General features: G+C 69.7%; 7 protein-coding genes. 5 read left to right on the top strand and 2 right to left on the bottom strand.

The window, feature by feature from the left end:
* Both CH341_RS25035 and CH341_RS25040 read right to left on the bottom strand, forming a co-directional pair.
* The coding region (locus CH341_RS25035) for a protease (protein ID WP_111421698.1) at nucleotides 1-1238 on the bottom strand (1238 nt) is incomplete at its 3' end.
* A gap of 282 nt (nucleotides 1239-1520) precedes the next feature.
* Nucleotides 1521-2126, bottom strand: a complete 606-nt coding sequence (locus CH341_RS25040; RefSeq protein ID WP_111421699.1) for an LOG family protein — start codon at nucleotides 2124-2126, stop codon at nucleotides 1521-1523.
* 263 nt (nucleotides 2127-2389) lie between these two features.
* On the opposite strand from CH341_RS25040, the gene CH341_RS25045 reads away from it, so the two are divergent.
* The 5 genes from CH341_RS25045 to CH341_RS25065 form a co-directional block, all read left to right on the top strand.
* Nucleotides 2390-4366, top strand: a complete 1977-nt coding sequence (locus CH341_RS25045) for an ABCB family ABC transporter ATP-binding protein/permease (RefSeq protein ID WP_111421700.1) — start codon at nucleotides 2390-2392, stop codon at nucleotides 4364-4366.
* A gap of 236 nt (nucleotides 4367-4602) precedes the next feature.
* Entirely contained in the window at nucleotides 4603-5319 is a 717-nt protein-coding gene (locus tag CH341_RS25050; RefSeq protein WP_281023581.1) for a phosphatidylserine decarboxylase, read from the top strand.
* A 467-nt stretch (nucleotides 5320-5786) separates the two neighbouring features.
* Nucleotides 5787-6005, top strand: a complete 219-nt coding sequence (locus CH341_RS25055) for a hypothetical protein (RefSeq protein WP_111421702.1) — start codon at nucleotides 5787-5789, stop codon at nucleotides 6003-6005.
* 108 nt (nucleotides 6006-6113) lie between these two features.
* Nucleotides 6114-7061 carry a CDP-diacylglycerol--serine O-phosphatidyltransferase gene (gene pssA, locus CH341_RS25060; RefSeq protein ID WP_111421703.1) on the top strand — a complete coding sequence of 316 codons (948 nt, stop codon included), beginning with the start codon at nucleotides 6114-6116 and terminating at the stop codon, nucleotides 7059-7061.
* 127 nt (nucleotides 7062-7188) lie between these two features.
* Nucleotides 7189-8105, top strand: a 917-nt coding sequence (locus tag CH341_RS25065) for an AIR synthase related protein (RefSeq protein ID WP_245431242.1), incomplete at its 3' end; no start/stop codon positions are given.

The following is an 8105-nucleotide window of genomic DNA, read 5'->3' on the forward strand; positions in this document are numbered from 1 at the left end:
CGGGCCGGCAGCTCCAGCACCCCGGCGAGCGCGCGGGCGTAGTCCAGCACCAGCCCCGGCGTCCACGCCATCAGGGCGGCGCGCCGGCGCATCACCCCGGCGGCCCACAGCTCCGGCAGCAGGGCGAGGCGCAGCATGAAGCCGAGCGAGCGCGACCGCTCGGCGAACACGCCCTCCACGGCCGCGTCCAGGGCCTTGGCGACGGCGCTCGAGCAGTTGCGGTTGGTCAGGTTGTAGGTGCTGTCGCGGCGATAGAGCGACCAGAACGCCTCCAGCGCGGCGAGGTCGAGCCCATGCAGCTCGACCCGCCGGGTCGACGGGCACCACTCGGCGCTCTCCACCGTGTAGCTCGGCTGAAAGCGCCCCGGCACGTCGTTCTCGGCGGTCGCCCGCAGCGTTTTGGTGAACTGCGCCTGGTCGCGCTCGATCTCCACGGCCGGATAATGGCTGATATAGATCGCGGGCCCGGCTTCGAGCGCCGCATGGCCGGTCGAGATCACGCCGTTCTCGTCGAGGGCGGCGACGTAGCGGGCGATCCCCCGCCGCAGCGACACCATCGCCCCGGTCGGGGTCCACACATGCACCGTGACGGTCCCGGCGCGACGGTCCGGTGCGGCGACGGCCTCGGCCGACCCGTCGTCCGCGGGCCATCCCTCGTTCACCAGGCGGGCGACCGGCACGCCCGCGGGCAGCCGGCGGATGCGGAGCGCCAGCGTGAGCAGGCCGAGCGCCGTCACGATCATCAGCGTGCCGACGTCGACGCCGACCTCGCCCTCCCAGTTGGTCGGCCACGGCACGAACGACCACAGGCCGATCACGAACTCCAGCGCGGCGGCCGCGACCGAGCGGCGCCAGCGCGGATAGCGCACCAGGACGGCGCTGGCGGCCCGCCAGCTCGCGTCGATCACCAGCAGGAATCCGACCAGGAACCCGACGATCATGTCGCTGCGCCAGGGATGGTCGAGGATCAGGACCGAGACGAGGATCAGCACCGCGGCCTTGACGAATCGCAGCGCCCGCCGTCCGCCGACGACGCCGAGCGCGGCGGTGAGCGAGACGATGGCGTCGAGCAGCAGCGGCACCGCGAACCACGCCGGGTGGATGCGGATCTCCTCGATCAGGGCGTCGGTGAAGAAGAACACGCCGCCGAGCAGCCACACCGATCCGACGAGACCGACGATCCACCATTTCTCACGGACGACGCGCCCGCCGACCAGCAGGAAGAGAAGCTCGGCCATGGATCTCGTATCCCCCGATCGGCGGTCCGCCGGATTGGCGCCATTGCCCGACCGAGCACACGACTCCGCGCCGGCAGCCGCGAACCGGCGTGCCGAGGGCCCCTCACTTCCCGGTACGAACTAGTCGTAACAGGTTATTATATTAACATCTCACATGTCCATTCGGACCGGCCGGCCGAGCGGTGCCGCCGGTCGGTTCGCATGGGTGCGTGGCGTTCGCGTCACGCTGCCGGGGGCGGAGGCGCCGGGGCGACGGAGAGTCCGGCTCCGCCGGCCGCGAGCTCACAGCTTCTCGACCGTCTCCGCGTCGCCGGCCTTCTCGCGCTCGCTCACCGGCGCGACGGCGGCCGCGAGGGTCGGCAGGATGTCGTCGACGCGGCTGCAGACCCGGTAGTTCATCAGGGCGCCGTTGTGGATGAAGCCGGCGTCGCGCATCCGCTCCAGCACGTCGACCAGCGGCTGCCAGAAGCCGCCGATGTCGGCCAGCAGGATCGGCTTCCTGTGGCGGCCGAGCTGGGCCCAGGTGAGCTGCTCGACCAGCTCCTCCAGCGTGCCGATACCGCCCGGCAGCGCCACGAAGGCGTCCGCCTGCTCGAACATGATGCGCTTGCGCTCGTGCATGTCGTGCGTGACGATCAGCTCGGTCGCGCGGTCGAACATGTTCTCCTTGGTGCGCAGGAACTCGGGGATCACCCCGACCACCTCGCCGCCGTGATCGACCACCGCGGTGGCCACGGCACCCATCAGGCCGTTGGAGCCGCCGCCGTAGACCAGGCCGATGCGGTGCTCGGCCATCAGCCGGCCGAGCCGGCGCGCGGCGGCGAGCCAGGCGGGGTCGGTCCCCGTGCTCGAGCCGCAATAGACGCAGATCTTCCGGATTTTGCTCATAAGACCGATCTGGCGCCGGCAATGGCTGGCGTCAAGGCCGGGCGGAGCGGGGCGGGCGCCGCCGGCCGGCTGGACTTGCGTCCGGGACGGCTGCACACCGATGCGGGAACGCCTATATGGGGGAGGGCGGGTTTGTCCCGCCGTCGTCCCGCCCGGTCCGGCCGCCCAGGGAAGGCCGGGCCTTCCGGTATTGCCCGACACCCGACACCCGACACCCGACACCGATCCGACACCCGATCGTAGAAACCTCGAATCGAGCCCGCATGAGACCGACTGCGCCCGAATCCCGTGACGTCTCCGCCGACAAGGGAGCGCTGCTCGGCACGCTGGTGGCGCTGTGGCCCTATATCTGGCCGTCCGACCGGCGCGACCTCAAGGGCCGGGTGATGTGGGCGCTGGTGCTGCTGCTCGCCGCCAAGCTCGTCACCGTGCTGATGCCGTTCACGTTCAAGTGGGCAACCGACGCCCTGACCGAGACCGGTGCCGGGACCGGGACGGCGACCACGCTCGCCTGGGTGCTGACGGCGCCGATCGCGCTCACCGTCGCCTATGGCGGCAGCCGCATCCTGATGGCGGTGCTGACCCAGGCGCGCGACGGGGTCTTCGCCAAGGTCGCCATGCACGCGGTGCGGCGGCTGGCGATCCTCACCTTCGAGCACATGCACAAGCTGTCGCTGCGCTTCCATCTCGAGCGCAAGACCGGCGGGCTGACCCGGGTGCTGGAGCGCGGCCGCAACGGCATCGAGATCATCGTCCGGATGGTGCTGCTGCAGCTCGTCCCGACCATCGTCGAGTTCGCCCTGATCGTCGGCGTGCTGCTGTGGCAGTTCGACTGGCGCTACGTGGCGACCATCGTGGCGACGGTGGTGATGTACATGTGGTACACCTATGTCGCGACCGAGTGGCGCATCGGCATTCGCCGCAAGATGAACGACAGCGACACCGACGCCAACACCAAGGCGATCGACTCGCTGCTCAACTACGAGACCGTGAAGTACTTCTCGGCCGAGGAGCGCGAGACGGCGCGCTACGACCGCTCGATGGTCCGTTACGAGGACGCGAGCGTCAAGGCCTACACGTCGCTCGCCGTGCTCAATGCCGGGCAGGCCGCGATCTTCTCGGTCGGCCTCACGGTGGTGATGGCGATGTGCGCGATCGGGGTGCGCAACGGCACCCACACGATCGGCGACTTCGTCATGATCAACGCCATGATGATCCAGCTCTACCAGCCGCTCAACTTCATGGGCATGGTGTATCGCGAGATCAAGCAGGCGATCATCGACATCGAATCGATGTTCCGCATCCTGTCGCGCGAGGCCGAGATCGCCGATGCGCCGGGCGCCGCCCCGCTCGCCGTCACGGCCGGCACGATCCGGTTCGAGGACGTGCGCTTCTCCTACGATCCCGACCGGCCGATCCTGCAGGGCCTGTCCTTCGAGGTGCCCGCCGGCAAGACGGTGGCGATCGTCGGGCCGTCGGGCGCCGGCAAGTCGACGATCTCGCGGCTCCTCTACCGCTTCTACGACGTCAAAGGCGGCCGCATCACCATCGACGGCAAGGACATCCGCGCCGTGACGCAGACGTCGTTGCGCGAGAGCATCGGCATGGTCCCGCAGGACACGGTGCTGTTCAACGACACCATCCGCTACAACATCCGCTACGGCCGATGGGAGGCGACCGACGCGGAGGTCGAGGAGGCGGCGAAGCTGGCCCGCATCGACGGCTTCATCCGGATGGCGCCGAAGGGCTACGAGACCGAGGTCGGCGAGCGCGGCCTCAAGCTCTCGGGCGGCGAGAAGCAGCGCGTCGCCATCGCGCGGACCATCCTGAAGGGACCGCCGATCCTGCTGCTCGACGAGGCGACCTCGGCGCTGGACAGCCACACCGAGCGGGAGATCCAGGACGCGTTGCAGCAGGTCTCGAAAAACCGCACCACGCTGGTGATCGCCCACCGGCTGTCCACCATCGTCGGCGCCGACGAGATCATCGTGCTGGACAAGGGCCGCATCGTCGAGCGTGGCACGCACGCCGCCCTGCTGGCCGCGTCGGGGCTCTACGCCTCGATGTGGAACCGGCAGCGCGAAGCCGAGGCGGCGCGCGAAAAGCTCGCCGAGGTCGGCGAGACGGTCGACGACGCCCCGGACGCACCGAACCGCAATCCGCCGGTGTCGCCGGAGGACGGCAATCCCGACCGGCCGGACGGCGCCCCGGCGGCCGACCGGGCCGAGGCGGCGGCGTGAGGGCGCGGTCCTGGTTGTGCGGTCCCGCCAATGCAGCCGCGCAGCCGGCCCGACGATGTGATAGGAACGCCCGACTCAAGCGGACGGCGGCCGACTTCTCGGCGCGTCATTCCGGAAGCCGACCGCAGGTCGGCTGTCCGGAATCCATAATCCCGGTCGGTGAGTATGGATTCCGGGCCTGCGAACCTGCGGTCCGCGTCCCGGAATGACGGACGGAGAGCCAGGAGCGCCGATCAATTTCGAGAGCACCCATGTCCATCGTCGATTCCATTCGTTCCCAGCTCGTGCCCATCAATTCCGAGGGCTATCCGTTCATCGGCGCCTTCGCGCTGGTGAGCCTCGTCCTGTTCTGGCTGTGGTCGCCGCTCGGCTGGCTCGGCGTCGTCGCGACGCTGTGGTGCGTGTACTTCTTCCGCGATCCGCCGCGGGTGACGCCGCTGCGCGAAGGCATCCTGGTGTCGCCGGCCGACGGCCGGGTGGCGCGGGTGACGCCCGCGGTGCCGCCGGTCGAGCTCGGCCTCGGCAGCCTGCCGCTGCCGCGCGTGTCGATCTTCATGAACGTCTTCGACGTGCACGTGAACCGCAGCCCGATCGCCGGCCGCATCGAGCGCATCGCCTACACGCCAGGCCTATTCATCAATGCCGAGCTGGACAAGGCGAGCGAGAACAACGAGCGCAACGGCTTCGTGATCTCGACGCCGTCGGGCGTGAAGATCGGGATGGTGCAGATCGCCGGCTTGGTCGCGCGCCGCATCGTCACCTTCGTGCGCGAGGGCGCCGGCGTCGGGGCGGGCGAGCGGGTCGGCATGATCCGGTTCGGCTCGCGGGTCGACGTCTACCTGCCCGAGGGCACCCGCCCGCTGGTCGCCGAAGGCCAGACCATGCTGGCCGGCGAGACCATCATCGCCGACCTCAAGGCCAGCGATCCGGGCCGCACGTTTCGGGTGGGGTAGGGCTTCGAGGGAAGGCGCGGCGGGGTGCGAAGCCCGCCGCCCGGCATGTCCGACGAGAACGGACGGAGTCCGAACGAGTCCGTGACGAGAACGACCGCGCGGCTCACCTTGGAATGTCTCTAATCTGTCCGGCGATTCCCGAGTCGTGCCCGGACACGGTATCTCAGTAAGGGTTGTCAACGCCCGCCATGTGACTCACAACAGAGTCACGAGGCATCGGGGCGTCACCACAACGATAATAAACAAGAGGCCGATCCGTGTTGTCCCGGCATAGGGGCACAGCATGCGGCGGTCCGCGATCAAGAGCGATACAGCAGAGACTCGAATCCAGGCTCGTTGAATAGCCTGGACGGGCAACCTGTTCGTTCGTGATCGCCGTGTATGTGCGTTTTCCATTGTGAGGCGGCCGCTCTTTTCGGCTGCGCCGGCGACGGCGCGGCAGCAGCACGATTTTGCGAGGCGGGGCGATGACGAGACTCAAGTTCGACCACGACAGGCCGGTGGCGGCGCAGGCCAAGGCGATGATGGAGATCTTCGGGACCCGGGCCTACGGCGTCGCGCGGCGGATGCAGCGGCGCAACTTCCGCAAGGCGGAGCGGGCCCGCTACTGGGCCGCGGTGGCGCGGGCCATCCGCCACGCGCGCACGGTCGAGCGGACGCGGGCGAGCGCCGGCGCGATCGCGTGAGCGGAGCCGGGGAGGCGCCCGGCCGCGCGAGGGACACCGTGAGCCGCGACATCGTGCTGCGGCTGCGGCATGGCGGAACGGGACGGCCGGATCTATAGTCCGTCCGCCATGTCCCTGTTCCCTCCCTTCGATCCCGATCGCGACCGCCGTGAGCCGCGCCGACGCGCGTTCCGCCCGATCCCGGTCCGCACCCTCGTTCCCAACATCGTCACGCTGCTGTCGCTGTGCGCCGGCCTGACCGCGATCCGGCTCGGCGCCGAAGGGCGGTTCGAGCTGGCGCTCGCCGGCATCGTGTTCGCGGCCGTGCTGGACGGCGTCGACGGACGCCTCGCCCGCATGCTGAAGGGCACGTCGCGCTTCGGCGCCGAGCTCGACAGCCTCGCCGATTTCGTCAACTTCGGCGTCGCGCCGGCCCTGATCCTGTATTTCTGGGGCCTGCACGACTTCAAGAACGTCGGCTGGATCGTCGCCATCGTGTTCGCGATCTGCTGCGGGCTGCGGCTCGCGCGCTTCAACGTGATGATCGACGACCCGACCCGGCCGGCCTGGGCCGGCAACTTCTTCACCGGCATCCCGGCTCCGGCCGGCGCGATCGTGGTGCTGCTGCCGTTGTACCTGCAGTTCCTCGGCGTCTCCAAGGTGCTGATCCCGACCTCGCTGGTGCTGCTCTACACGTTGGCGATCGGCATCCTGATGATCTCCAAGCTGCCGGTGTGGTCGGGCAAGAAGCTCGGCACCCGGGTGGCGCCCGAGCTGGTGCTGCCGGCCTTCGTGCTGGCCGTGCTCTTCTTCGCCCTGTTGATCAGCTATCCGTGGGAGGTGCTCACCGTCGGCACGCTGATCTATCTCGGCTGCCTGCCGCTCGGCTGGAAGTCCTACCGCCGCCAGGCCCAGGCCGATGCCGACCGGGCCGCCGGCGCGGCCGCGCCCGCCGGCACCAGCCCGACCGGCCCGGCCACCACAGCCCCGGCGGCCGCCGCGGAGCCGGGTCCGGCCCCGCCGGCGCCATCCGGTCCGGAGGCGTCGCACGCCGATCGGCCGACCCGGCTGAACTGACGGCGAGGACCGGGGCAGGCGGGTCCGCCCGATCGGCGAGCCCGGCCGCGGCGCGGTTCGCGGTTGACGGGAGGGCGCTCCCGGGCGATGCCTGCGCCTCGTAGCGGTGCAGCATGAAGGCGTTTCCGTGAGCCAGACCGAGCCCAAGATCACCCCGGAGCTGATCGCCCAGCACGGGCTGAAGCCCGACGAGTACGACCGGATCGTCGCCCTGATCGGGCGGACGCCGACCTTCACGGAGCTCGGCATCTTCTCGGCGATGTGGAACGAGCACTGCTCGTACAAGTCGTCGAAGATTCATCTCAAGACGCTGCCGGTGAGCGCCCGCTGGGTGATCCAGGGACCGGGCGAGAACGCCGGCGTCATCGACATCGGCGACGGGCTCGCCGCCGTGTTCAAAATGGAGAGCCACAACCACCCGAGCTACATCGAGCCCTACCAGGGCGCGACCACCGGGGTCGGCGGCATCCTGCGCGACGTCTTCACCATGGGGGCGCGGCCGATCGCCTGCCTCAACGCGCTGTCGTTCGGGGCGCCCAGCCATCCCAAGACCCGGCGCCTCGTCGCCGGCGTGGTGGCCGGGGTCGGCGGCTACGGCAACTCCTTCGGGGTGCCGACGGTCGGCGGCTCGGTGCGGTTCCACAAGAGCTACGACGGCAACAACCTGGTCAACGCCTTCGCGCTCGGCCTCGCCGAGACCGACAAGATCTTCTACGCGGCGGCGTCCGGCGTCGGCATGCCGATCGTCTATCTCGGCTCCAAGACCGGCCGCGACGGCATGGGCGGCGCCACCATGGCGTCGGCCGAGTTCGACGACGAGGCCGAGGCGAAGCGCCCGACCGTCCAGGTCGGCGACCCGTTCTCCGAGAAGCTGCTGCTCGAGGCGTGCCTGGAGATCATGGCGAAGGACTGCGTCGTCGCCATCCAGGACATGGGCGCGGCGGGGCTGACCTGCTCGGCCGTCGAGATGGGCGCCAAGGGCGACCTCGGCGTCACCCTCGACCTCGACAAGGTGCCGTGCCGCGAGACCGGCATGACGGCCTA

It is taken from the genome of Rhodoplanes roseus (assembly GCF_003258865.1).
Lineage (GTDB): Bacteria > Pseudomonadota > Alphaproteobacteria > Rhizobiales > Xanthobacteraceae > Rhodoplanes > Rhodoplanes roseus.

Coding starts and splice junctions, on each gene's coding strand:
- pssA (WP_111421703.1), top strand. CDS start 6,114: ATGTCCCTGTTCCCTCCCTTCGATCCCGATCGCGACCGCCGTGAGCCG.
- CH341_RS25055 (WP_111421702.1), top strand. CDS start 5,787: ATGACGAGACTCAAGTTCGACCACGACAGGCCGGTGGCGGCGCAGGCC.
- CH341_RS25045 (WP_111421700.1), top strand. CDS start 2,390: ATGAGACCGACTGCGCCCGAATCCCGTGACGTCTCCGCCGACAAGGGA.
- CH341_RS25040 (WP_111421699.1), bottom strand. CDS start 2,126: ATGAGCAAAATCCGGAAGATCTGCGTCTATTGCGGCTCGAGCACGGGG.